Annotated in this window: 22 protein-coding genes; 9 read left to right on the top strand and 13 right to left on the bottom strand. The window is 70.9% G+C overall.

Annotated features, from left to right (window positions below):
• Nucleotides 1-91: 91 nt before the first annotated feature.
• Nucleotides 92-796, top strand: a complete 705-nt coding sequence (locus ASD56_RS12060) for an IclR family transcriptional regulator (protein ID WP_055966056.1) — start codon at nucleotides 92-94, stop codon at nucleotides 794-796.
• A gap of 39 nt (nucleotides 797-835) precedes the next feature.
• Here ASD56_RS12060 and ASD56_RS12055 read toward each other — a convergent pair whose 3' ends face one another.
• Nucleotides 836-1,138 carry a hypothetical protein gene (locus ASD56_RS12055; RefSeq protein ID WP_055966054.1) on the bottom strand — a complete coding sequence of 101 codons (303 nt, stop codon included), beginning with the start codon at nucleotides 1,136-1,138 and terminating at the stop codon, nucleotides 836-838.
• Between the two features lie 145 nt (nucleotides 1,139-1,283).
• Between ASD56_RS12055 and ASD56_RS12050 the strand changes: the two genes are divergently transcribed.
• On the top strand, nucleotides 1,284-2,936 hold the full coding sequence (locus ASD56_RS12050; RefSeq protein WP_055966052.1) for a thiamine pyrophosphate-binding protein: 1,653 nt from the start codon (nucleotides 1,284-1,286) through the stop codon (nucleotides 2,934-2,936).
• A 319-nt stretch (nucleotides 2,937-3,255) separates the two neighbouring features.
• Here the strand turns inward: ASD56_RS12050 and ASD56_RS12045 are convergent, their stop codons facing one another.
• From ASD56_RS12045 to ASD56_RS12000, 10 genes are all read right to left on the bottom strand, one after another.
• A complete protein-coding gene (locus ASD56_RS12045; RefSeq protein WP_055966050.1) occupies nucleotides 3,256-4,017 on the bottom strand; it encodes an enoyl-CoA hydratase/isomerase family protein in 762 nt (253 codons plus the stop codon).
• 6 nt (nucleotides 4,018-4,023) lie between these two features.
• Nucleotides 4,024-5,220: a 1,2-phenylacetyl-CoA epoxidase subunit PaaE gene (gene paaE / locus ASD56_RS12040; protein WP_082541449.1), complete on the bottom strand. Its 1,197-nt coding sequence runs from the start codon at nucleotides 5,218-5,220 to the stop codon at nucleotides 4,024-4,026.
• The gene (paaD, locus tag ASD56_RS12035) at nucleotides 5,220-5,741 is read right to left on the bottom strand and encodes a 1,2-phenylacetyl-CoA epoxidase subunit PaaD (protein WP_082541492.1); all 522 of its coding nucleotides are present in this window, start codon (nucleotides 5,739-5,741) and stop codon (nucleotides 5,220-5,222) included. Before paaD ends, paaE begins: the two co-directional genes overlap by 1 nt.
• Nucleotides 5,742-5,743: 2 nt before the next feature.
• Nucleotides 5,744-6,592, bottom strand: a complete 849-nt coding sequence (gene paaC / locus ASD56_RS12030) for a 1,2-phenylacetyl-CoA epoxidase subunit PaaC (RefSeq protein ID WP_055966048.1) — start codon at nucleotides 6,590-6,592, stop codon at nucleotides 5,744-5,746.
• Nucleotides 6,589-6,894 carry a 1,2-phenylacetyl-CoA epoxidase subunit PaaB gene (paaB, locus tag ASD56_RS12025; protein WP_055967105.1) on the bottom strand — a complete coding sequence of 102 codons (306 nt, stop codon included), beginning with the start codon at nucleotides 6,892-6,894 and terminating at the stop codon, nucleotides 6,589-6,591. Before paaB ends, paaC begins: the two co-directional genes overlap by 4 nt.
• Nucleotides 6,894-7,874 carry a 1,2-phenylacetyl-CoA epoxidase subunit PaaA gene (paaA, locus tag ASD56_RS12020; protein WP_055966045.1) on the bottom strand — a complete coding sequence of 327 codons (981 nt, stop codon included), beginning with the start codon at nucleotides 7,872-7,874 and terminating at the stop codon, nucleotides 6,894-6,896. Before paaA ends, paaB begins: the two co-directional genes overlap by 1 nt.
• 78 nt (nucleotides 7,875-7,952) lie before the next feature.
• Nucleotides 7,953-8,378 carry a hydroxyphenylacetyl-CoA thioesterase PaaI gene (gene paaI, locus ASD56_RS12015; protein ID WP_082541448.1) on the bottom strand — a complete coding sequence of 142 codons (426 nt, stop codon included), beginning with the start codon at nucleotides 8,376-8,378 and terminating at the stop codon, nucleotides 7,953-7,955.
• Entirely contained in the window at nucleotides 8,375-10,444 is a 2,070-nt protein-coding gene (gene paaZ, locus ASD56_RS12010) for a phenylacetic acid degradation bifunctional protein PaaZ (protein ID WP_082541447.1), read from the bottom strand. Before paaZ ends, paaI begins: the two co-directional genes overlap by 4 nt.
• Complete coding sequence (locus ASD56_RS12005) at nucleotides 10,441-11,307, bottom strand: 3-hydroxyacyl-CoA dehydrogenase family protein (RefSeq protein ID WP_055966043.1); 867 nt, start codon at nucleotides 11,305-11,307, stop codon at nucleotides 10,441-10,443. Before ASD56_RS12005 ends, paaZ begins: the two co-directional genes overlap by 4 nt.
• The gene (locus ASD56_RS12000; protein ID WP_055966041.1) at nucleotides 11,304-12,041 is read right to left on the bottom strand and encodes an enoyl-CoA hydratase/isomerase family protein; all 738 of its coding nucleotides are present in this window, start codon (nucleotides 12,039-12,041) and stop codon (nucleotides 11,304-11,306) included. Before ASD56_RS12000 ends, ASD56_RS12005 begins: the two co-directional genes overlap by 4 nt.
• A gap of 143 nt (nucleotides 12,042-12,184) precedes the next feature.
• Here ASD56_RS12000 and ASD56_RS11995 point away from each other — a divergent pair, with 143 nt between their 5' ends.
• Nucleotides 12,185-12,805: a TetR/AcrR family transcriptional regulator gene (locus ASD56_RS11995; RefSeq protein WP_055966040.1), complete on the top strand. Its 621-nt coding sequence runs from the start codon at nucleotides 12,185-12,187 to the stop codon at nucleotides 12,803-12,805.
• 12 nt (nucleotides 12,806-12,817) lie between these two features.
• On the opposite strand, the gene ASD56_RS11990 is transcribed toward ASD56_RS11995, so the two are convergent.
• A complete protein-coding gene (locus ASD56_RS11990; protein ID WP_055966038.1) occupies nucleotides 12,818-14,200 on the bottom strand; it encodes an MFS transporter in 1,383 nt (460 codons plus the stop codon).
• Between the two features lie 122 nt (nucleotides 14,201-14,322).
• On the opposite strand from ASD56_RS11990, the gene ASD56_RS11985 reads away from it, so the two are divergent.
• From ASD56_RS11985 to ASD56_RS11960, 6 genes are read left to right on the top strand one after another with little or no spacing between them, the layout of a single operon-like run.
• Entirely contained in the window at nucleotides 14,323-15,813 is a 1,491-nt protein-coding gene (locus tag ASD56_RS11985) for a fumarylacetoacetate hydrolase family protein (protein WP_055966035.1), read from the top strand.
• Complete coding sequence (locus tag ASD56_RS11980) at nucleotides 15,795-16,511, top strand: GntR family transcriptional regulator (protein ID WP_200947518.1); 717 nt, start codon at nucleotides 15,795-15,797, stop codon at nucleotides 16,509-16,511. The genes ASD56_RS11985 and ASD56_RS11980 overlap by 19 nt, the downstream gene beginning before the upstream one ends.
• 22 nt (nucleotides 16,512-16,533) lie before the next feature.
• Nucleotides 16,534-18,057, top strand: a complete 1,524-nt coding sequence (gene hpaE, locus ASD56_RS11975) for a 5-carboxymethyl-2-hydroxymuconate semialdehyde dehydrogenase (RefSeq protein ID WP_055966030.1) — start codon at nucleotides 16,534-16,536, stop codon at nucleotides 18,055-18,057.
• Between the two features lies 1 nt (nucleotide 18,058).
• Nucleotides 18,059-19,156: a 3,4-dihydroxyphenylacetate 2,3-dioxygenase gene (gene hpaD, locus ASD56_RS11970; RefSeq protein WP_082541446.1), complete on the top strand. Its 1,098-nt coding sequence runs from the start codon at nucleotides 18,059-18,061 to the stop codon at nucleotides 19,154-19,156.
• Between the two features lie 27 nt (nucleotides 19,157-19,183).
• Complete coding sequence (locus ASD56_RS11965) at nucleotides 19,184-19,969, top strand: 2-keto-4-pentenoate hydratase (protein WP_055966028.1); 786 nt, start codon at nucleotides 19,184-19,186, stop codon at nucleotides 19,967-19,969.
• Nucleotides 19,954-20,760, top strand: a complete 807-nt coding sequence (locus ASD56_RS11960) for an HpcH/HpaI aldolase family protein (RefSeq protein ID WP_055966027.1) — start codon at nucleotides 19,954-19,956, stop codon at nucleotides 20,758-20,760. The genes ASD56_RS11965 and ASD56_RS11960 overlap by 16 nt, the downstream gene beginning before the upstream one ends.
• A gap of 149 nt (nucleotides 20,761-20,909) precedes the next feature.
• Here ASD56_RS11960 and ASD56_RS11955 read toward each other — a convergent pair whose 3' ends face one another.
• The gene (locus ASD56_RS11955; protein WP_200947517.1) at nucleotides 20,910-23,876 is read right to left on the bottom strand and encodes a family 43 glycosylhydrolase; all 2,967 of its coding nucleotides are present in this window, start codon (nucleotides 23,874-23,876) and stop codon (nucleotides 20,910-20,912) included.
• Between the last annotated feature and the right edge of the window lie 99 nt (nucleotides 23,877-23,975).

Genomic DNA, 23,975 nt, shown 5'->3' with positions numbered 1-23,975 from the left:
CGTTCTATATTCGAACACAACGTTCTAGTATGGAACACATCGTATACGACCGTCTGCGGGCCGACAAGGGCCGGCGGACCGAGGAGAGCCCGTGGCCGAGGCGAACGCTCCCGCATCGCAGACGCTGAGCCGCGGCATCCGGATTCTCGAGGTCCTCGCCGATGCGCGCGAACCGCTCTCCATCGACGAGATCGCCCGTCGCCTCGGCGTCCATCGCTCGGTCGCGTACCGTCTGCTGCGCACCCTCGAGGAGCATGGGCTGATCACGCGGGACGGCAACGGCCGCATAGCCCTCGGCGCACGCTTGGCGGCCCTCGCGGCGGGAATCGCGCACGACCTGCAGGCCGAGGCGCTCCCCGAGCTCACCGAGCTCGCGAACGGGCTGGGCATGACGTGCTTCCTGAGCGTGCTCGACCATGACGACTGCGTGACGCTGGCGAGTGTGGAGCCGAGACACGCAGTGGCCTCGGTGGCTCAGCGGCCGGGGACGCGGCATCCGGTCACGCGCGGAGCGCCCGGCAAGGCGATCCTGTCTCTTGTGCCTCCTGCGTCATGGCCTGCCTCGGCCGGGGCGCACCTGCGCGACGAGGTGACGAATGCCGCGGCCCGCGGCTGGTTCGAGAGCCACGACGAAGTCGTGCCGAGCCTGCGCGCCGTCGCGGTGCCGCTCGGGATCCGCGGGCGAGGTCCCGCCGCGATCGCGGTCGTCTATCTCGCGAGTTCCCACGAACCCGCCGACATCGCCCGGCGTCTCGAGCGGTCCGCCACGATCATCCGGGCCGCGCTCGGCAGCTGAGCCGACACGCCCGCCAAGGGCGCGGGCTGACGGGGCGGCTCAGGCGAAGCGCTCCCCGACGAAGGCGATGTCGTAGGCCGCGACGCGCTGCGGCACCCCGGCGAAGACCTCGGCCCGGGCATCCGATGCCATGTACTCCTTCTCGAGCGCGAGGAAGGCCCCCTCGTCGCCCTCGGCGCTGACGGCCCAGACGAACTCGTTCGTCGCGGGCAGGCCGTACGCGAAGTCGATGGCGAAGCCCGCCGCCGGACGCACCCGCGGCATCGAGTCCTGCCACCACGCGACGAACGCGTCGTACTCTCCGTCGACGAGCGTGTACCGGCGCAGCTGGATGGTCCTCATGCCCTCCATCATGCCGTGGCGCCGCGCCTATACTCGAAGTCGTCCGGCAGGAATGGCCCCGCCGGTGCTCGAAAAAAGGGCACGCAGCGCGAACGCGCGAGACACATACGGCCTCACCCCCGTTCCGTCTTGCAGGAGTTCCCCCATGCCCACCGTCTCGGCGCACGTCGCGCTCACCATCGCCCGTCACATCGACCACGTCTTCGGGGTCATGGGCAACGGCAACGCCTACTTCCTCGACGCCCTCGAGCGGTCGACCGACGTGTCGTTCACCGCGGTGCGGCACGAGGCCGGCGGGGTCGTCGCCGCCGACGCGTTCCACCGCGCCTCCGGGCGGCTCGCCGCCGCGACCTCGACGTACGGCGCCGGGTTCACCAACACGCTGACGGCCCTCGCCGAGGCCGTGCAGGCGCACGTGCCGCTCGTGCTCGTCGTCGGCGACGAGCCCACCTCGGGCCCGAGGCCGTGGGACGTCGACCAGATCGCGCTCGCGTCGGCGGTCGGCGCGCGCACCTACACGGTCGGCCGAGCGGATGCCGCGGCCACCACCGTCATCGCCATCGAGCACGCCCTGACGTACCGGGTGCCGACGGTGCTCGCGATCCCCTACGACGTGGCCGCGCGCGACGCGGGGCCGGTGCCGGAAGCGCCGGAACCGCGTCTGCCCGAGCCTCTCACGCCCGCGGGCCCCTTCGCCGCCGGCGCCGTCGCCGACATCGCCGCCGCGCTGGCGGGCGCCGAGCGGCCCTTCCTGCTCGCCGGCCGCGGCGCCTGGATCTCCGGCGCCGGCGAGGCGCTCGGCGAGCTGGCCGACCTGACCGGCGCCCTCACCGCCTCGACCGCCCTCGGCCGCGGCGTCTTCCCCGCGTCCGAGTTCGACCTCGGCGTGACCGGCGGTTTCGGCGCCGAGGCGGCCATGGAACTCGTGCGCGAGGCCGATGTCGCCGTGGTGTTCGGGGCATCGCTCAACCAGTTCACGATGCGGTTCGGCGACCTCTTCGCGCCCGGCACCCGGGTGTTCCAGATCGATGTCGCCCCGGCGGCGACCCACCCGCACGTCGGCGGATATGTGCGGGGGGATGCCGCGACCGTCGCCCGCTCGCTGACCTCAGCCCTGCGGGATCGGGGCACCGCGCCGAGCGGCTGGCGGGAGTCGGTCGACGTGGCTGCCGCGCGCGCGCAGGATTCCGGAGCCGGGGTCGCCGAGGACGGGCGCCTCGACCCGAGGTCGGTGGCGGCGCGCATCGCGACGCTGCTGCCCGAAGACCGGGTCGTCGTCTCGGACGGCGGCCACTTCATCGGCTGGGCGAACATGTTCTGGCCGGTCGCCTCGCCGGACCGCATGATGATGATCGGCACGGCGTTCCAGTCGATCGGGCTCGGCTGGCCGTCGGTGCCCGGCGCCGCGCTCGCGCGGCCGGACTCGACCGTCGTCCTGACCACCGGCGACGGCGGCGGGCTCATGGCCCTCGCCGACCTCGAGACCGCGGTGCGGGTCGCCGCGGGCCGGGGCATCGCCGTGGTCTGGAACGACGCCGCCTACGGCGCCGAGGTCCACCTGTACGGCCGCAAGGGCCTCGCACAGGACCCGATGCTCATCCCCGAGGTCGACTTCGCGGCCCTCGCCGGCGGCGTCGGAGCCGAGGGTGTCGTCGTCCGGACGCTGGAGGATCTCGACCGGCTCGCCTCCTGGACCGCCGAGGATGCGGCATCCCGTCGCTTCCTGGTCCTCGACTGCCGCATCTCGGGCACGGTCGTCGCGCCGTACCAGCACGAGATCATCCGCGTGAACTCGTAGCCCTCGGCACCCGCCCCGCGCCGAGCTGGCGGCCGAGTCGCCAGTCCGGGCGCGTTCAGGCCCGCGAGAACGACGTCAGGTGGCCTCTCGGTGTCGCGGGCGGCCTGGCGGTCGTCGACACGGCGCCGACCCGTCGCGTGTGGTCGCCCGCAACGGATCCAGACGACCGTTGGCGACGGTTCGACGCCTGACAGGATGCCGCGCCCGGCCCTCGCTCCCGGCTCGCGAGAATCGGCCGGGCGGCTGAGGCTCGCCGCGACGCACGGGTTCCCGGACCCCGGACCGATTCTCGCGGACAGCCGGGACGGAGAGGGGTGGCTCAGGAGCCGGTGAAGCCGGGCTTGCGCTTCTCCTGGAACGCGGCGAAGCCCTCGCGGTAGTCGGCGGTGTCGCGCAACTCGGCCTGCGCCCGGTTCTCCTCGGCGACCACGCGCCACAGCGCCTCGTCGCGCAGGCGATCGATCAGTCGCTTCGACGCGAGGAACGCCTGCGTCGGTCCGGCGGCCGCGCGGACCGCGCGCTCGCGCGTGAACGCGAGCAGCTCGTCGGCGGGGACCGACCGGCTGAAGAGACCGGACTCCACCGCCTGCGCCCCCGTCAGCAGCTCGCCGGTGTAGATCAGATCGAGGGCGCGGTGCGCGCCGAGCCGCTCGTAGAGCAGCGCGTGGCCACCCGAGTCGAGCGTCGCGCCCAGGTTCACGAAGGGCGACCCGATCTTGGCGGTGCCGGCGACGTAGACGACATCGCTCGCGATCGCGAGGCCGAGCCCCACGCCGAGGCATGCCCCCTGCACCGCCGCGAACGTCGGCGCCGGAAAGGCGGCGATCCGCCGCATCAGCGCCTCGACGGCACCGAGGTACCCGAGCACGTCATCGGTCTCGGGGTCGACGCCGGCGATGTCGCGGCCGGCGCAGAACGCGCGTCCCGCGCCGCGCAGCATCAGGGCACGGGCACCGGATGCCGCGGCCTCGGCGTACGCGGCATCCAATTCGGCGATCGCCTCGAGCGAGAGGGCGTTGAGCTTCTCGGGAGCATCCAGCGTGATCTCGGCGAGCGCGCCGTCGAGCGAGAGAGAGATCATGGCGCCTCAGACGTCGTAGTCGACCACGACGCGGTCGGTCGTGGGGTGGGACTGGCAGGTGAGGATGTACCCGCGGTCGAGCTCGTCGGGCTCGAGGGCGTAGTTCTCGGTCATCGTGACGGAGCCTTCCACCAGGCGCGCGCGGCACGTGCCGCACACGCCGCCCGCGCACGCGAACGGCGCGTCGGGCCGCACGCGCAGCGCGGCGTTGAGCACCGATTCGTGCGCGGCGACGGGGCTCTCGATGGTCGAGGACTGGCCGTCGAGCGTGACCTCGATGCGGCGGACGGGCTCGTCCTCCCGGACCTGCACCGGGCGCCCCGACGGCGCCTCGACGCGGCCGCCCTCCCCCGTGGTGAACAGCTCGTAGCGGACGTGCTCGGGCGCGACGCCGACGTCGGCGAGGGTGTCGCGGCACAGCTGCACGAGCTCGAACGGACCGCACAGGAACCACTCGTCGACGGTGTCGGGCAGGACGAGCGCATCGAGGATCCGCCGCAGGCGCTCCTCGTCGATGCGCCCCGACAGCAGCGGCGCCGCCCGCTGTTCGCGCGAGAGCACGTGGTGCAGCGCGAGCCGGGACGGGTAGCGGTCCTTCAGGTCGGCGAGCTCCTCGAGGAACATCACGTCCGTCGTCGAGCGGTTCGTGTAGACCAGCGTGAACCTCGACGTCTCGGACCGCGCGAGCACGGTGGCGGCGAGCGCCATCAGCGGCGTGATGCCCGAACCCGCGGCGATGCCGGCGACGTGGGCGCCGTCGAGATCGGCGAGCCCCGAGGTGAACGATCCCTGCGGGCTCATGACGTCGAGCTCATCGCCGACCGCCAGTTCGGACAGCGCCCAGGTCGAGAACCGGCCGCCCTGATCGCGCTTGATGGCGACGCTGATGGTCTGCGGGCCGTCGCCGCCTCCGCCGGCATCCACCGCGCGGCAGAGCGAATACGACCGGCGCACCTCGTGGCCGTCGAGCGTGGTCCGCAGGGCGACGTGCTGCCCGGCGAGGTACTCGTACTCACCGCGCAGCTGCTCGGGGATGGCGAAGGTGACCTCGGCCGCGGCATCCGTCAGCGGACGCACCGCCGCGACGCGCAGGGTGTGGAACCGCGCGCGGCGCCGTGAGCCGCTCGGGCCGCCGACGGCGCTCGCGAGCAGGCTCTCGGCGATGCGCTCGTTGCGCGGCTCGGTCAGGTTCTGCGCCGCCATCAGTGCACCTTGAAGTGGTCGAAGGGCTCGAGGCACGCGCGGCACTCGTACAGCGCCTTGCACGAGGTCGAGCCGAAGCGGGCCAGCTCCTTCGTGTCGAGCGACCCGCAGCGCGGGCACTTCACGGCCATCTGAAGACGGATGGGACCTGTTCCGGATGCCGCGGCCCGGCCGGTCGGCGGAGCGATGCCGTACGCGCGCAGCTTGTCCTTGCCGGCGTCGCTCATCCAGTCGGTCGTCCAGGCGGGGGTGAGGGTCAGGCGCACATCGACCTCGGCGAAGCCCGCGGCGGTGAGGGCGAGCACGATGTCGTCGCGGATCGCGTCGACAGCCGGGCATCCCGAATAGGTCGGGGTGATCGTGACCGTGACCCGCTCGCCGTCGACCGCTACGTCGCGCAGCACGCCGAGGTCCTCGATCGACAGCACGGGAACCTCCGGGTCCGGCACGGCCGCGGCGATACGCCAGGCGACGGTCGCGGCGACCGGGGCGGGGGCCGCCCGCTCCTGCTGCTCGGACAGGCTCACCACGTCGCCCCCGGGTGCTGACGGGCGAGCACCTGCATCTCGGCCAGCAGATAGCCCATGGTCGAGAAGTGGCGGCCGTGGCGGCCGCCGCCCGCCGACACGAAGCCGGCCGGAACCTCGAGACCGGCCTCAGCGAAGACGGCGGCGGTGACGGAGTCGAATCCTTCGCGCAGCGACGAGGGCGCGATCGCCGCATCGCCGAGGCGCTCGAGAAGCGGCTCATCGCGGAACAGCTCGTCGACGTACGGCCAGACGTCCCCGATCGCCCTGATCATGCGCGCCCGCGACTCTTCGGTGCCGCCGGCGAGCCGCAGGGTCCACTGCACGGCGTGATCGCGGTGGTACTCGACCTCTTTCACGGCCTTCGCGGCGATCGCGGCCAGTACGGCGTCGGACGACCGCTGCAGCGCCGAGTACAGCTCGAACTGGAAGACGGATGCCGCGAACTGCCGCGCGATCGTCTGGGCGAAGTCGCCGTTCGGCTGCTCGAAGAGCCACGCGCTCCGGAACTGCGCCTCGTCCCGCCAGTAGGCGAGGTCGTCCTCGGTGCGGCCGTCGAACGAGCCGGCGTAGCGGAGGAACGACCGGGCGTGCCCGACCAGATCGAGGGCGATGTTGCCCAGGGCGACGTCCTCCTCGAGCTCGGGGGCGCGCGCGATCCACCAGCCGAGCTGCTGGGACAGGATCAGCGCGTCGTCGCCGAGCCACAGCGCGTACTCGGCGACGTCGGCCGTGGCCGCGCGTCCGCCCTCGCCGACGAGCTCGGCACTGAGCTCGAGACGGTCGACGCTGACGTCGCCGTGCGGGTCTGCCGGCGGGGCCGGCTTCGCGAATGCCTCCGTCACAGGTGCGGCACCCCCTCGGACGCGGTGTAGTACACGGCGTGCCGGTAGTTCTTGCCCGCGGGCGACTCGAAGAACGCGCCCTTCGAGTCGGGGTCGCTGGTCGTGATGGCGTCGGCGGGCACGACCCACACCGAGGTGCCCTCACCGCGGCGGGTGTAGAGGTCGCGGGCGTTGCGGAGCGCGAGCTCGGCGTCGGGCGCGTGCAGGGATCCGGCGTGCACGTGGCTGAGTCCGCGGTTCGCGCGCACGAAAACCTCCCACAGGGGCCACGTCTCGCGCGGGGATGCACCAGGGGTCGTCATCATGCCACCTTCTTCTCGGCGCGCTCGGCCTGCTTGCGGGCGTACTCGGCGGCGGCTTCGCGCACCCAGGCGCCGTCGTCGTGCGCGGTGCGGCGGTGCCGCAGCCGCTCGGAGTTCATGGGCCCGCGTCCGCGCAGCACCTCGTGGAACTCGGTCCAGTCGATCTCGCTCATGTCCCACCGCTGATCCGCCTCGTTCCAGGCGAGGTTCGGATCGGGCAGCGTGACGCCGAGCACCTCGGCCTGGGGGACGAGCATCCCGATGAAGCGCTGGCGCAGCTCGTCGTTGGAGAACCGCTTGATCTTCCACGCCATGGACTGCGCCGAGTTCGGGGACTCGTCGTCGGGCGGGCCGAACATCATCAGGCTCGGCCAGTACCACCGGTCCACGGCATCCTGTGCCATCTGCCGCTGTGCGGGCGTCCCCTGCATGAGCTGCAGCAGGATCTCGAAGCCCTGCCGCTGGTGGAAGGACTCCTCCTTGCAGATGCGCACCATCGCGCGGCCGTACGGCCCGTACGACGCTCGGCACAGCGGCACCTGGTTGCAGATCGCGGCGCCGTCGACGAGCCAGCCGATGGCGCCCATGTCGGCCCACGACGGGGTGGGGTAGTTGAAGATCGACGAGTACTTGGCCTTGCCGGCGATGAGCTGATCGGTCATCTCGTCTCGTGTGATGCCGAGGGTCTGGGCCGCCGAGTACAGGTACAGCCCGTGGCCCGCCTCGTCCTGGACCTTGGCCATCAGGATCGCCTTGCGCTTGAGGCTCGGCGCGCGCGTGATCCAGTTGCCCTCGGGCTGCATGCCGATGATCTCGGAGTGCGCGTGCTGCGAGATCTGGCGGATCAGCGTCTTGCGGTACGCCTCGGGCATCCAGTCGCGGGGCTCGATGCGCTGCTCGGCCTCGATCAGCGCGTCGAACGTCGCCTGGGCGGCGGCTTCGTCGGGCTGCGCCACGGTCAGGTCGGGTGCGGTGGTCATCGTCGACTCCTCATTTACAGACCGTTCGTTCAGTAAGTTTAGCTCCGGGATGCCGCGGCCACAACCGCGGCGGATCGCTCAGGCATCCGGCGGTGTCCGCCTGGTCGTGAGCGAACGGCCGCGCACCTCGGCGACCACGGCTCCGGTCTCGTCGGTGATCGTGACGTCGTACAGACCCGCCCGACCGACCACCGCGCGGCGACGGGCGTGCGCGGTCAGGGTCTGTCCCACGCCCGTGGGCGCGAGGAACGCGATGTCCGCGCCGGCCGCGACCGTCACGCCGTCGTCCTCGTTGCAGGCGATCGCGAAGGCGGTGTCGGCGAGGGCGAAGACCAGCCCGCCGTGGGTGATCGCGAAGCCGTTGAGCATGTCCTCGCGCACGCGCATCGAGACGATCGCCTCGCCCGGCTCGTCGCGCTCGACGACCATGCCGAGTGCCGCCGACGCGTGGTCGCGGCGCAGCAGAGGCCGCTGACCGTGGAACCACATCGCCGGATCGGTCATGCCGCCGTCTCCAGCTCCTTGGCGACGAGCGTCAGCACGTCGTAGGCGGCGACGAGCTCGTCGTTCTGGTTGCGGATGACCGCGTCCCAGCGCACCTCGCCGTACTCGTCGGTCTCGCGCGGCGTGATCTGCTTCGCGGTGAGCACCACGCGGATCTCGTCGCCGGGTGAGACCGGCGTCACGAAGCGGAGGTTCTCGAGGCCCGAATTGGCGAGCACCGGACCGGGCTCGGGATCGACGAAGAGCCCGGCCGCCCACGACACCAGCAGGTAGCCGTGCGCGACGCGACCCGGGAAGAACGGGTTGGCCGCCGCCGAGGCCTCGTCCATGTGCGCGTAGAAGAGGTCGCCCGTGAAGTGCGCGAAGGTCTCGATGTCGTCGAGGGTCACCACGCGCGAGGCCGACACGATCTGATCGCCGACCGCAAGTTCGGCCAGCGACTTGCGGAACGGATGCCGGTCATTGCGGGATGCCGCACCCTGATGCCACACGCCCGTCAGGGCCGTGAGCATCTCGGGCGATCCCTGCACGGCCGTGCGCTGCATGTGGTGCAGGACGGCCCGGATGCCGCCGAGCTCCTCGCCGCCGCCCGCCCGGCCGGGGCCGCCGTGGACGAGGTGAGGCACGGGTGCGCCGTGGCCGGTCGACGTCTTGGCGTCATCGCGGTCGAGGAACAGCAGGCGCCCGTTGTAGGCGGCGATGCGCGAGAGCAGCGTCGCGGCGACGCCGGGATCGTTCGTGGCCACGCTCGTGACCAGCGACCCGCCGCCGAGGCTCACGAGGTCGGCCGCCTCTTCGACCGTGCGGTAGCCGAGCACGCTGGCGACGGGTCCGAAAGCCTCCACCTGATGGGCTGCGGGGGTCGAAGCATCCGCGAATCCGATGAGCAGGGGCTCGAGGAACGCCCCGTCCTCGGCGACGCCGACCGAGCCGTCGGCACGCACGACCCGGGGCGGCTGCACCGAGCCGAGCAGCAGCCGGCCGCCCTCCGCCTCGAGCTCGGCCACGCTGCGCAGCACCTCGTCGCGCTGCTCGAGCGAGACGAGCGGCCCCATCGTGACGCCCGGCGCATGCGGATCGCCGAGGACGACGCGCTCGGCGATCTTGGCCCGCACCGCCGCGACGACGTCGTCGACGGAACCCTCGGGCACGATCGCCCGCCGGATCGCCGTGCACTTCTGCCCGGCTTTGGTGGTCAGCTCCGACAGCAGCTGCTTGACGTACGCGTCGAACTCGGGCGTGCCGGCGACCGCGTCGGGACCGAGCACCGAGGCGTTGATCGAATCGGTCTCGCTCGTGAACCGCACCCCGCCGGTCTGCACGCTCTCGTGAGAGCGCAGCCGCTCGGCCGTCGAGGCGCTGCCGGTGAACCCGACGATGTCGCCCAGCCGCAGGTGCTCGAAGATCTTCGGCACGCTGCCGCTGATCAGCTGCAGCGACCCCGCGGGCAGCAGCCCGGTCTCGACGAGGATCCGCACCCATGCCTCCGCGACGTAGGCGGTCGGGGTCGCGGGCTTGACCACGGTCGGCACGCCCGCGAGGAAGGCCGGCGCGAACTTCTCGAGCGCGCCCCACATCGGGAAGTTGAAGGCGTTGATCTGCAGGGCGACGCCGGGCAGCCTCGTGTACACGTGGCGGCCGAGGAACGAGCCGTCCTTCGACAGCGTCTCCACCGGGCCGTCGAGGTACACCTGGCCGCTCGGCAGCTCGCGGCGGCCCTTCGACGAGAACGTGAAGAGCACGCCGATTCCGCCGTCGACGTCGTTGAGCGAGTCCCGCTCGGTCGAGCCGGCGTGCTTCGAGAGGTCGTACAGCTCCTGCTTCCGCTCGGTCAGGGCCTGCGCGAACTGCTTGAGCAGCACGGCCCGCTGGTGGAAGCTCAGCGTGCCGAGACTCGCCTGGCCGACCGTGCGGGCGTGCTCGAGCACACGCCCCAGTTCGAGGCCCGCCGCACTCACCCGGGCGACGTCCTCGCCCGTTGCGGCGTCGAGCACGGTCGCCGCGTGGTGCGGATCGGCAGGGGTCCACCAGGCGTCCTCCACGTAGCTGGGAAGGATGTCGGTCATCGTTCGCTCCATTCGTAGAATCCCTGTCCGCTCTTGCGCCCGAGGCGCCCCTCGGCGACCATGCGCCGCAGCAGCTCGGGCGGCGCGAAGCGCTCCCCCAGCCGCGCGTGAAGCTCGTCGGCGATGCCCAGTCGCACGTCGAGACCGACGATGTCGGTCGTGCGCAGCGGTCCGGTCGGATGCCGGTAGCCCAGCTCCATCGCCGCATCGATGTCGGCGGCCGAGGTCACGTCCTCCTCGAGCATCCGGATGGCCTCGAGCGCGAGCGCGACGCCGAGGCGGCTCGAGGCGAAGCCGGGCGAGTTCTTCACGACGATCGGCGTCTTGCCGAGCGCTTCGACCCACCCGCGCGCGTCGTCGACGAGGGCACCGTCGGTGCGTGCGCCCACGACGATCTCGACCAGGGCCGAGGCGGGGACGGGGTTGAAGAAGTGCAGGCCGATGAGCCGGTGAGGCCGCGAGAGGCCCGCGGCGAGGTCGTCGATCGAGATGGACGACGTGTTCGTCGCGAGCGCGGCACCGGCGTCGAGGACTCCCTCGGCACGGCAGAGCGCCTCGACCTTCAGGTCACGATCTTCGGGGACCGCCTCGACCACCAGGCCGCAGCCGGCGAGGGCCGCGGCATCCGTCACCGCGGCGACCGAACCGGCGAGCGAGTCGAGCGTGCGCGGCGTGGCCTCGCGCTCGACCGAGCGCCGCAGACTCTCCATCAGGCGAGCGGATGCCGCATCCGCCGCCTCGGGATCGCGCTCGACGACGATCACCTCGGCGCCGGCGAGGACGAAGGCGTGCGCGATGCCCGCGCCCATCCGGCCGCCGCCGATCACGCCGACGCGCGCGGGCACGCCCGCGGCCCCGGTCATCGGGTCCGCCTTTCGAGGAAGGCCGTCATGCGGCGCTGCTTCTCGGGACTCTCGAACAGCTCGGCCTGCAGCTCGAGCTCGATCTCGGGGTGCGCGTCGGCAGGTGCGGCGAGCGCGGTCTTGGTGTGGCGGGTCGCGAGCGGATCGTTCGCGGCGATGCGATCGGCGAGCGCGTGCGCAGCGGGCAGCAGGTCGTCGGGCTCGTGGAGGCTCGACACGATCCCCCAGGCCAGCGCCTCCTGTGCGTCGAGGATGCGCCCGGTCAGCAGCAGCTCGGCGGCGCGGGCGTCGCCGACGATGCGCGGCAGCCGCCACGTGGCTCCGGCGGCGGCGATGATGCCCAGGCCCGTCTCGGGGTTGCCGATCTTGAGCCTCGGAGTGCCGATGCGCAGGTCGGCGGCGTAGGCGAGCTCGGCTCCTCCCCCGAGCGCGTAGCCGTCGACGGCGGCGATGACCGGCATCGGCAGGCCGGCGATCCGCTGGAAGGCACGGGTGTTGATGCCGCGGCGGGCATCCTCGGCGCGGCGGTCCCGCAGCTGCGCGATGTCGGCGCCGGAGGCGAAGACGCCGTCGGATCCGGCGATGATGAGCGTGCGCGGCCGCTGCTCGAGCTTCTCGCAGAGCGCGTGCAAGTCGTCGATCATCGCCTGGTCGATCGCGTTGCGCACGTGGGGGCGCGACAGCGTCGCGATCACGCGGTCATCGCCGCTCTCGACGTGGAGCGCCTCAGCCATGGACCGGCTCGCTGCCCTGCGGACGCGGCATCCGTCATCCCTCCCTGGTGCGCACCCTCGCGCACATCCGAATTGCCTACCGATCGTTCAGTATTCCAGATCGGATGCCGATGCGGAACTCCTGCGGATGCCACACTGGGGCCATGGCCCTTCCCGTCCCGGACCGCCCGTCCGATCCCGGCCCCCGCCGAGGACGCCCCGGCTACGACCGCGCCCGGGTGCTCGAGGTCGCCGTCGCGCTGTTCAACGAGCAGGGCTATGACGCCACGTCGGTCGCCGATCTCGCGGCCCGCCTAGGCCTGACGAAGTCGGCGCTGTACCACCACTTCGACTCGAAGGAGCAGCTCCTCTCGCTCGCGCTCGATGAGGCGCTCAGCGGCCTGGAGGGTGTGCTCGACGAGCCCGAGGCCCGGTCGGGAACCGCCGCCGAGCGGCTCGGCGCCGTGCTGCGCGGTGCCGTGCGGGTGCTCGTGGACCACCTGCCGTCGGTCACGCTGCTGCTGCGGGTGCGCGGGAACAGCGACGTCGAGCGCGCAGCCCTCGAACGTCGCCGGGCGTTCGACCACCGCGTCACCGCGCTCGTCGCCGAGGCGCAGCGCGAGGGACTCGTGCGCGACGACATCGACGGCCCGGTCGCGACGCGCCTGATCTTCGGCATGGTCAACTCGATCGTCGAGTGGTACCGCCCCGGCGGGTCCGTCGACCGCGAGCGCCTCGCGCACGACGTCGTCACGGTCGTGCTCGACGGACTCCGGACCCGCTGAGGCGGGCGAGCGTCAGGCCTTCGAGAGTCCGTAGATCGGACTCGCCGACTGCGCGGCCTCGTGATCGGGCCCGAGCGGGATGCCCGAGCGGTCGCGCAGCAGCAAGGTCGCGATGAGTCCGATCACCGTCATGCCGGCGAGGTACCACGTGACCGACAGGGTGGAGCCCGTGGCCTGCACCAGCGCCGTGGCGATCGTCGGCGCGAAAGCACCGCCGAGGATCGCTCCGATCGCATACGAGATCGAGACGCCCGAGAAGCGGATCGACGCCGGGAACAGCTCCGAGTACAGCGCGGCCTGGGGACCGTAGGTGAAACCGAGGCCGATCGTGAGGATCGCGAGACCCGTGAACAGCAGCCAGATGTCACCGGTGTTGACGAGGGGGAAGAGCAGGAACACGCCGACGAGCTGCAGCACCCAGCCGATGATGTAGGTCGTGCGACGCCCGATCCGATCGGAGATGAAGCCCGCGGCCAGCGTCGACAGCAGCCATGTGACGGCGGAGCCCGCGACGGCCCACAGCACCGGACCGCGCTCCAGCACGAGCGGCCCGTCGGGGTTCGTCGCGTAGCCCTGGATGTATCCGCCGGTCGTCATGTAGCCGACGGCGTTGTTGCCGGCGAACACGAGCGCCGCGATGAACACCAGCAGCGCGTGCTTGGCGAACAGCTGCACGATCGGCGTCCTGGCCTTCTCCTTGCGCTGAGCGAGCTCGGTGAACACCGGGCTCTCCTCGACGCGGCGCCGCACATACCAGCCGATGAAGATCAGCACCACGCTCAGCAGGAACGGCACCCGCCAGCCCCACTCGAGGAACGCGTCGCCGGGCGCGATCATCGCCATCAGCGCCATGACGCCGGAGGCGAGGAGCAGCCCGAGCGGCACGCCGATCTGCGGTGAGGCGCCGAAGACCCCACGACGCTTCCGGGGCGCGTGCTCGACCGCCATGAGGACCGCACCGCCCCACTCGCCGCCGGCCGAGATCCCCTGGAGGATGCGCAGCAGCACGAGGAAGATGGGAGCCCACACGCCGATGGCCTCATAGGTCGGCAGCACGCCGATGAGCGCCGTCGCGGCTCCCATGAGGATCAACGTCCACATCAGCACGACCTTCCGGCCGTACTTGTCACCGAAGTGCCCAGCGAGGAACGCTCCGAGCGGACGGAAGAGGAAGCTGACGCCGACGGTGGCGAAGGCCACGATGGCGCTGTTCGGACCGAGCGGTGCGAAGAACAACTGGCCGAACACCAGGCCGACGGCGGTCGCGTAGATGAAGAAGTCGTACCACTCGACGGTGGTTCCGACCACCGTAGCGAAGACGACGCGACGTCGATCGACGGGGCTGGCGATGGTCCCGGTGGGCGTGAATCCCGCAGTGTCCGGGGGAATGCTCATGGGTGACTCCTCTGTCTGGGTGGACGACTTCGTCCGCCGGCATGCGCTCGACGCGGGTGGTTGCCGGAGGTGACACGATGATATACGATTTCAGATACGACGCAAGAGTGAGGACGCTCCTGATGGACGAGAACACGACGGATGCCAGCGATCCGCGCTACAGCGCCCTCCCCGGGCGTCCCGGCAAGATCATCGCCATCCACCTCAGCTACGCCTCACGCGCAGACCAGCGCGGGCGCCGGCCGCAGCATCCCTCGTACTTCTTCAAGCCATCGAGCTCCGTCGCCGCCTCCGGCTCGACCATCGAACGGCCCGCCGGCACCGAGCTCCTGGCCTTCGAGGGCGAGATCGCCCTGATCATCGCCACTCCCGCGCGGCACGTGCCGCTCGCCGACGCGTGGAGCCATGTGGGCTGGGTGACCGCAGCGAACGACTTCGGGCTCTACGACCTCCGCGCGAACGACAAGGGATCCAACGTCCGCTCGAAAGGCGGCGACGGCTACACCCCGCTCGGCCCGGCAGTCATCGACGCCCGCACGGTCGACCCGGCCGGACTGCGCGTCCGCACGTGGCTCAACGGAGCCCTCGTGCAGGAAGACACGACCGCCGGACTGCTCTTCCCCCTCGCCCAGCTCGTCGCCGACCTGTCGCAGCACTTCACCCTGGAGACGGGCGATGTGATCCTCACCGGCACTCCCGCCGGCTCGTCGGTCGCCGGGCCGGGCGACGTCGTCGAGGTCGAGGTCGACGCGTCCGGCGGACCGAGCACCGGGCGGCTGGTCACCACCGTCGTGCAGGGCGAGGCGGCCTTCGACCCCGAGCTCGGCTCGCTGCCCGCCGTCGACGACCTCCAGCGCACCGAGGCATGGGGGTCCAGAGCGGCGGCAGGGCTCCCCGGCGGCGCGCGTGCGCGCACGGCCCTCTCCCCCGAACTCCGCGCCAAGCTCGAGTCCGTACCGGTCGCCGGCCTCTCCGCCCAGCTGCGCAAGCGCGGACTGAACGACGTCACGATCGACGGCGTGCGGCCGCTCCATCCCGAGGCCAAACTCGTCGGCACTGCCCGCACGCTGCGCTTCGTGCCCCTGCGCGAGGACCTCTTCGCATCGCATGGCGGCGGCTTCAACGCGCAGAAGCGAGCGTTCGATGCGGTCGGCGAGGGCGAAGTCATCGTGATCGAGGCGCGCGGCGAGACAGGCTCGGGCACCCTGGGCGACATCCTCGCCATCCGCGCCCACGCACGCGGCGCCGCGGGCATCGTCACCGACGGCGGCGTGCGCGACGTCGACGCCGTCACCGCGGTCGGCATCCCCGTGTACACGGCCGGCGCCCACCCTGCGGTGCTCGGGCGCAGGCACGTGCCGTGGGACCACGACGTCACGATCGGCTGCGGCGGTACCACCGTCCAGCCGGGCGATGTCATCGTCGGCGACGCCGACGGCGTGATCGTCATCCCGCCGGGCCTCGTCGAAGAGGTCGTCGACGCCGCGCTCGACCAGGAGGACGAGGACTCCTGGATCGCGCAGCGCGTTGCGGAGGGGCATCCGATCGACGGGCTCTTCCCGATGAACGAGGAGTGGAAGGCGAGGTACCGCGCATGGCGGGAATCGAAGTGACACGAGCGGACGGGGCGATGGACCCGGCCGCACTGAGCAAGTCGCAGCGCGCGTACCGCTGGATCAAGGAGCGCATCGCCTCGCAGGAGTTCACCCCCGGGTACCGGCTCGTGCTCGGCAGCCTCGCCGGCGACCTGGACATGAGCGTCGTCCCGGTGCGCGAGGCGATACGACAGCTCGAAGCCGAGGGGCTCGTGATGTTCGAGCGCAACGTCGGAGCACGGGTGTCGATGGTCGACGACACCCAGTACCGCGACAGCATGCAATCGCTGTCGATCCTCGAGGGCGCCGCGACCGCGCTGGCCGCGCGGCGGCTGACGGTCGAGGACATCCGGCGTGCGCGCGAGGTGAATGAACTCATGATCGAGACGCTCGAGCACTTCGACCCGCGAGCGTTCACCGCGCTCAACCAGGAGTTCCACGCCGCGCTCTTCGAGAAGTGCGCCAATCCGCGCCTCCTCGACCTCGTGCACGGTGAGTGGGCGCGCCTCGGGCACCTGCGCGACTCGACGTTCAGCTTCGTCCCCGGCCGCGCCCAGGAGTCGGTGCGCGAGCACGAGAACATCCTCCAGCTCATCGAGACCAGCGCGCCGCTGGGCGAGATCGAGAAGGCCGCCCGGCGCCACCGGTCGGCCACGCTGGACGCCTACATGATCCACGAGCACCCCGACGAGGCCCTCGGCCTCCCGGCATTCTGACCTTCCGCGAAGGAGCAAGCCCATGACCGACACCGCTTCACGCGCCACCGAGCGCCACCTGCCCGACGATCTGCCCAGCCGCATCCAGCACTACATCGACGGGGAGTTCGTCGACTCGGCCGACGGCGACACGTTCGACGTGCTGGACCCCGTGAGCAACGAGACGTACCTGCGGGCCGCCGCGGGGAAGAAGGCCGACATCGACCGGGCCGTCGCCGCCGCGCGGCGTGCCTTCACCGAGGGGCCGTGGCCCCGGATGCTGCCGCGGGAGCGCTCGCGGATCCTCCACCGCATCGCCGACATCGTCGAGTCGCGAGACACCCGCCTCGCCGAACTCGAGTCCTTCGACTCGGGCCTGCCGATCACCCAGGCTCTGGGGCAAGCGCGACGCGCGGCCGAGAACTTCCGATTCTTCGCCGACCTGATCGTGGCGCAGGCCGACGACGCGTACAAGGTGCCCGGACGGCAGCTGAACTACGTCAACCGCAAGCCGATCGGCGTCGCCGGGCTCATCACGCCGTGGAACACGCCGTTCATGCTCGAGTCGTGGAAGCTCGGCCCCGCGCTGGCGACCGGCAACACCGTGGTTCTCAAGCCGGCCGAGTTCACCCCCCTCTCGGCGTCGCTGTGGGCCGGGATCTTCGAAGAGGCCGGAGTGCCGAAGGGCGTCTTCAACCTCGTGAACGGACTCGGCGAGGATGCCGGCGACGCCCTGGTGAAGCATCCTGACGTCCCACTGATCTCGTTCACCGGCGAGAGCAGCACCGGACAGCTCATCTTCGCGAACGCCGCGCCGTTCCTGAAGGGGCTGTCGATGGAGCTCGGCGGCAAGTCGCCCGCGGTCGTTTTCGCCGACGCCGACCTCGACGCCGCCATCGACGCGACCATCTTCGGCGTCTTCTCGCTCAACGGCGAGCGCTGCACGGCCGGATCGCGCATCCTCGTGGAGCGCGAGATCTACGACGAGTTCGTCGAGCGCTACGCCGCCCAGGCCTCGCGCGTGATCGTCGGCGACCCGCAGGATCCCGCGACCGAGGTCGGCGCGCTCGTGCACCCCGAGCACTACGACAAGGTCATGAGCTACATCGAGATCGGCAAGACCGAGGGCCGCCTGGTGGCGGGCGGCGGGCGGCCCGAGGGCTTCCCCACCGGCAACTACGTCGCCCCCACGGTGTTCGCCGACGTCGCTCCCGATGCCCGGATCTTCCAGGAGGAGATCTTCGGGCCGGTGGTGGCGATCACCCCGTTCGACACCGACGAAGAGGCGCTGGAACTCGCCAACGGCGTGAAGTACGGGCTGGCGGCCTACGTCTGGACGAGCGACCTGCGCCGCGCCCACAACTTCTCGCAGGCCATCGAGGCCGGCATGGTGTGGCTGAACTCCAACAACGTGCGCGACCTCCGCACCCCGTTCGGCGGAGTGAAGGCATCCGGCCTCGGGCACGAGGGCGGCTACCGCTCGATCGACTTCTACACCGACCAGCAGGCCGTGCACATCACGCTCGGCGCCGCCCACAACCCCACCTTCGGCAAGCGAGGACGCTGACATGACGAACCGCATTCCCGCTCCGGCCGCACCGGCGCCCGACATCCTCCGCTGCGCGTACATGGAACTGGTCGTCACCGACCTGGCGGCATCCCGGATCTTCTACGTCGATGTGCTGGGCCTGCACGTCACCGAGGAGGACGACGACGCGATCTACCTCCGGTCGACGGACGAGTTCATCCACCACAACCTGGTGCTGCGCAGGGGCGAGACTGCGGCAGTGGCGGCCTTCTCGTACCGCGTGCGCACCCCGGAGGATCTCGACCGGGCGGTCGCGTTCTACGAGGAGCTCGGATGCCGCGTCGAGCGCCGCCCGGAAGGCTTCACGAAGGGCATCGGCGACTCGGTGCGCGTCGAGGATCCGCTCGGCTTCCCGTATGAGTTCTTCTTCCAGACCGAGCACGTGCAGCGCCTCTCCTGGCGGTACGACCTGCACACCCCCGGCGAGCTGGTCCGGCTGGACCACTTCAACCAGGTCACGCCCGACGTCCCGCGGGCGGTCGCCTACATGGAGGACCTCGGCTTCCGGGTGACGGAAGACATCCAGGATGCCGGCGGCACGGTCTACGCCGCCTGGATGCGCCGCAAGCCCACCGTGCACGACACCGCGATGACCGGCGGTGACGGGCCGCGCATGCACCACGTCGCGTTCGCGACCCACGAGAAGCACAACATCATCGCGATCTGCGACAAGCTCGGGGCACTGCGGCGGTCGGACGCGATCGAGCGCGGTCCCGGGCGGCACGGCGTGAGCAACGCCTTCTACCTGTACCTTCGCGACCCCGACGGGCACCGCGTCGAGATCTACACCCAGGACTATTACACCGGCGACCCCGACAATCCGGTGGTGACGTGGGACGTGCACGACAACCAGCGGCGCGACTGGTGGGGCAACCCCGTCGTGCCCTCCTGGTACACCGAGGCATCGCTCGTCCTGGACCTCGACGGCAATCCGCAGCCGCTCGTCTCACGCACCGACGACTCCGAGATGGCGGTCACGATCGGCGCCGACGGGTTCTCGTACACCCGTCCCGACGAGCCGGACGAGGAGCTGCCGAGCTGGAAGCAGGGCGAGTACAAGCTCGGCCACCAGCTGTGACCCCTAACGTGACCTGAAGGAGGACGGATGCTGCACCCCGACGTGATCGCCCGGCTCGCCGACGAGCTGGCCGAGGCCGACCGCACGCACGGCGTGATCGAGCGGATCACCGCGCGCCACCCCGACGCGACGATCGAGGACTCGTACGCGATCCAGGCCCGCTGGCGCGATGCCGGCCTCGCGGCCGGACGGCGCCTGGTGGGGCGCAAGATCGGCCTGACCTCGCGGGCGATGCAGGAGGCGACCGGCATCACCGAACCGGACTACGGCGTGATGTTCGCCGACACGGCGTTCGAGAGCGGCGCGGATATCCCGGCCGAGCAGTTCTCGAACATGCGCGTCGAGGTCGAGCTGGCATTCGTGCTCAAGGAGCCGCTCGAAGGACCGGACTGCGAGCTCGAGGACGCGCTGCGCGCGATCGACTACGCCGTTCCCGCCCTCGAGATCCTGAACTCCCACATCGAGCTCGCGGGCCGCACGATCGTGGACACGATCGCCGACAACGCGGCCTATGGCGCGATGGTGCTCGGCACGACGCACAAGCGCCCCGACGAGATCGACCTGCGCTGGGTTCCCGGCGTCCTCTCGCGCAACGGCGACATCGAAGAGACCGGCGTCGCCGCCGGCGTCCTCGGCCATCCGGCCCGCGGCGTCGCGTGGCTCGCGAACAAGCTCCATCAGCACGGAGCGCGCCTCGAGGCGGGCGAGATCATCCTCGCGGGCTCCTTCACGCGCCCGGTGTGGGTCTCGCAGGGCGACGTCGTGCGCTGCGACTACGGACCGATGGGAGTGATCGAATGCCGCATCACCTGAACCCGACCTTCCGCGATGCACTGGCCTCGGCCGAGCGCCCTCTCGCCGGGATGTGGGTGTGCTCGGGATCGCCGCTGGTCGCCGAGATCTGCGCCGGCGCGGGCCTGGACTGGCTGCTCATCGACATGGAGCACTCCCCCAACGGCCTCGAGTCGGTCCTCGCGCAGCTCCAGGCCGTCGCCGCCTACCCGGTGACCCCGGTCGTGCGCGTGCCGATCGGCGACGTCGTCACGCTCAAGCAGGTCCTCGACCTCGGGGCGCAGAACATCCTCGTGCCCATGGTGTCGTCCGCCGCGGAGGCGACGGAGATCGTCGCGGCGGTGCGGTATCCGCCGCGAGGACGCCGCGGCGTCGGGTCGGCCCTCGCGCGCTCGGGGCGGTGGAACCGTGTCGAGGACTACCTCGCCGGGGCCGACGACCACGTCTCGCTCTTCGTCCAGATCGAGACCGTCGGGGGGGTCGAGGCCGCGGCCGAGATCGCCGCCGTCGACGGGATCGACGGCGTCTTCGTGGGCCCCAGCGACCTCGCGGCATCGATGGGCCTGCTCGGGCAGCAGACGCATCCGGATGTCGTGGCCGCCGTGCTGCGGGCGTTCGACGCCGTGCGGGCCACCGGCACACCCGTCGGCGTCAACGCCTTCGACCCGGCCGCGGCACGGTCCTACCTGGACGCGGGAGCGCGGTTCATCCTCGTCGGGGCGGACGTCGCGCTCCTGGCCCGGGGCTCCGAGGCCCTGGCGACGGCGTTCATCGGCGCCGACGACTCCGGCCCGGATCGCCCCTCTTACTGAACCCGCCGGGCCGCCCTCCACGATCCCTCGAGTTGCCAGAGGACGCGGGCTGCGGCATCCGTCATGCGGCCTCATCTGGCAGCTCGCGTTGCCTTCGACCAACGACGATGGCGGCCGCCGGTGACCGGCGACCGCCATCATGTCGTGCGTCAGCCGCAGCTGTGCGCGGGGTAGGTCGTCTCGACGGCGGTCGAGATCGGCTCCCCGTCGACGGTCGCCGTGACCGCGACCTGAGCGACTCCCGTCGGGATGCCGACGAGCCTGGTCGTGAACGCCTGCGCAGCGGACTTCCCGGCGGCGATCGACGCGAACGTCTTCGACCCGTAGGTCGTCGATACGGTCGCCGCGACGGCGACGGCGTCCTCGTTGGTCACCTTGACCGTGAGCACCGCCTTGCCCGCCACGCACCGCGTCGACGCCGTCGCCGCCACCTGCAGCGTCGGGTCCGCCTCCTTCACCACGCCCAGTCGGGCGAGCTGCAGGCTGAGGGCCCGTTCCGGTGCGTCGATCTGGTTCTGCGTGCCCGGCGTCCTCGCGGCAGCCTGCTCGGCTGCGGCGAGCAGCTCCTCGAGCTCGGCCCAGTCGGCCTCCGGGTAGTCGCTCTCCTCCAGCGTCCCGGCGTACGCGATGGCCGCGTCGAGGTCGCTCTCGTCGAGCGGCAGGTTCTGCGCGGTCAGCGTGTCGCTGAGCAGGTAGTGGTCGAAGTCGACGTGCCCGCCGGCCTGCTGGGTCGCGTAGTTGAACAGCCCCACGCGGTGACCCATGAAGTGCGTCAGGCTCCCGTCGAGGGATTGGGGCCCGACACGATTGCCGAGCTGATTCCACGACACGCCGTCCAGGCTGTAGGAGAACGTCGTCCACAGCTGTCCGGTCGGGTTCGCGAAGTCCAGATCCGCCTTCAGGTGCACCTCGGATGCCGAGCCGACCGCCGCGGTCGTGCCCGGCACGAACGACTCGATCGCCGCCTGGTCGATGGCCGTCGTGAAGGGCTGGCTGCGGTTGACGACGCCGACCGTGTTCACGCCGTTCACGCGCTTGACCGCGACGTACGAGAACCCGCGGTTGTAGGCGGCGAGGCCGGCGACATCCCCGTCCTTCATGCCGGAGATGTCGAGCTTGGTCTCCGCCGACTGCCGCGGCCCGAAGGTGCGCTGCGACAGGGTGTTGCGCGCCTCCTCGAGATAGGTGGCTTCGTCGTCGTTCGCGAGCTTCAGGTGCTTGAGGTTGCCCGTGAGCACCTTGCCGGTCTCCAGGCGCAGCCAGCCGTCACGATCGGTCAGCGACCAGTACCGGTTGTCCGGGGCGTGATTCCACTCCCAGGGCAGCGCGAGGCGCGACCCGTTCGGCGCGATCTCGTCGGGGTGCGGCAGCTCGGTCGTGAGCGGACGGCCCTTCAGTGAGACGTCGTCGACCGTGAAGTCCATCAGGTGCGTGTCGGGCGCGGTCGAGGGGGTGGCCGTCCACGGCGTCTCGACGAAGATCCGCATCGACGACAGGCTCTGCGAGGCGGGAACCGTGAAGCTGCCCGAGATCGTGGCCCACTGACCGCGGGTCGCGGTGACGCTCGCGAGGTTGGTGAAGGTGCTGCTGCCGTAGCGCGCGGTGACGAAGAACTGCTTCGTCGCCGGGCTGTTCGGGTTGACGTACTTCACCTTCGCCGAGATGTCGTAGGTGACGGAGTGCTGCACCTTGCCCGAGACGTCCTGGGCGGGGCCCGATCCCGTCGTGGTGCGCCCGGTCACCTGCAGCGCGCCGGCGCCGGTGGCGGCATCCGTCGTCGCGGCGATCGTCGCCGTGTCGTTGACGATCCACCCCTGCGTGCCGCTCTCGAATCCGGGGTTGGCGAGCAGCTCGACCCCGAGCAGGGACTGATCGACGTTCGGCGGCGCGGGGATCGTCCAGTCCTCGTCCATGTAGGCACGGTGCGGGGCGTCGTTGTCGAAGTCATCCGAGACCACGATGCTCTTCTGGCGCTCGTACAGGGCCTCCTCAGGGCTGAGCTCGATGGGCTTGGCGAACGCCCCGTTGACGGGCACCGAGCCGTTGTTGCCGAACGTCGGCCAGCCGTCCGACCACGTGGCCGGGATGAGCGCCGGGATGCGGCCGATCGGGAAGGTGTCGCGGAAGAACATCCCCGACCAGTCGGTGGCGCCGTCCTCGGCCGCGATGGGGACGAGACTGCCCTGGGCGAATCCGTTGGAGTTGAGCACGCCCTTGGCTTCGTAGGGGTTGCTGCCGTCGACGGTCGCATAGCGGCCGAGGAGGGTGTCGGAACGGAACAGGGCGACCTGGCGTCCCTGCCCCGAGGGCCACGTGATGATGACGATGTAGTACTTGCCGTCGATGTACTGCACCTGCGCACCCTCGAAGAGCCCTCCGATGAAGGATGCGCCGGGGTAGTCGGAGGTGCGGAGGACCTGCGGGTACTCGGCCACGACGGTCTTCATGTCGCTGCTGAGCTTGACCGCGCTGGTCGACCCGGAGCCGTAGAAGATGTACGGCGTTCCGTCGACGTCGAAGAAGAGGGAGGGGTCGTGGTAGGCCCGTCCGAGGGCGATCCGCTCCCAGGACCCCTCGTCGATGTCGTCCGTGACGTAGAGGTACGAGCCGCCGAGGTTGTTGGTGTTGAACGCCACGTACCACTTGCCGCCGTGGTACCGGATCGACGACGCCCACTGTCCCTGGCCGTAGGACGACTGACCGTTGCGCAGCGAGAACGAGTCGCTGATGTCGGCGCGGTCGAAGACGTAGTTGACGATCTCCCAGTTGACGAGATCGTACGACTTCATGATCGGCGCACCGGGGCTGAGGTGCATCGTGGTGCTGATCATGTAGTAGATGTCGCGGCCCTCGTCGTTCTCGGATGCCGGGATCCGCTCGACGGAGACGTCGGGGACGTCGGCGTTGATCAGCGGCACCGTGTAACTGCCGTCGCCCTTGTCGGTCGAGGTGTAGCCGGAGTCCGGCTGCCACGGCTCGGCGGCCTGCGAGGGTGCGACCGCGAGCAGCAGCCCCGCGGCGACCACGGCCGCACTGGCGGCCGCTGTCGACCGGAGCGTGCGACGCCGGCTCCGGGCCCGAAGCGACGCGCGGTCGAGCATTCCTGGCTTCTTCATTCGTTGTTCTCCCATCTCCGGCGGGCCTCCACCGCTCCTTCTTTCAGCAGCCGGACCGTCCGGACGCCGACGTGGGCCGCACCGCGGGGGCGCGGAGAG

This window comes from Microbacterium sp. Root166 (genome assembly GCF_001427145.1).
Classification (GTDB): Bacteria; Actinomycetota; Actinomycetes; order Actinomycetales; family Microbacteriaceae; genus Microbacterium.
The sequence above is the reverse complement of the archived record's forward strand: the minus strand, read 5'-3'. Positions and strand labels throughout refer to the sequence as shown.